A 529-nucleotide genomic window follows, 5' to 3' on the forward strand; every position below is an offset into this window, starting at 1 on the left:
CTGCCGGACCCCGCCCCCGCGCCCCTGCCCGATCCCGCCCTGGTCGCGCGCCTGCGCCAGGCGATGACCGCAGGCGCGGGCGTGTTGCGGGATGCCCAAGGGTTGACGGACGCGTTGCACGCCATCGCGGCCATCGGGGCGGCGCAGCCCGGCATCCCACAACTGGCCAACATGACCGCGACCGCCACGCTGATCTGCGCCGCCGCCTTGGCACGCCGCGAGAGCCGGGGCGCGCATTGCCGCACCGACTTCCCCGACACCCTGCCCACGGGCCGCCGCAGCCGCATGACCCTGGCAGAGGCCGTGGCGCTGCGCCCCCTTCCCGAACCGGAGCCCCTATGACCCCGCCCCCGTATCCGCCCCTGCCCGACCTGATCCTGGAACCCCTGGTCCGCGCCGCTCTTTTCGAGGATCTGGGCAGCCATGGCGACATCACCACCCGCACGGTGATCCCGGCGGGCACGCGGACCCGCGGTGCCATCCGCGCGCGCGAGGGCGGCACCGCGTCGGGCATGGGACTGGCCGCGCT

2 pseudogenes are annotated in these 529 nt (G+C 75.4%); both read left to right on the forward strand.

Annotated elements, in window-relative coordinates:
• Window positions 1–342 (forward strand): annotated as a pseudogene (locus J0F76_RS20770) (L-aspartate oxidase); the annotation flags it as partial.
• Window positions 339–529 (forward strand): annotated as a pseudogene (locus tag J0F76_RS20775) (carboxylating nicotinate-nucleotide diphosphorylase); the annotation flags it as partial. The pseudogenes J0F76_RS20770 and J0F76_RS20775, both read left to right, overlap by 4 nt.

Source organism: Paracoccus fontiphilus (assembly GCF_017356265.1).
GTDB lineage: Bacteria > Pseudomonadota > Alphaproteobacteria > Rhodobacterales > Rhodobacteraceae > Paracoccus > Paracoccus fontiphilus.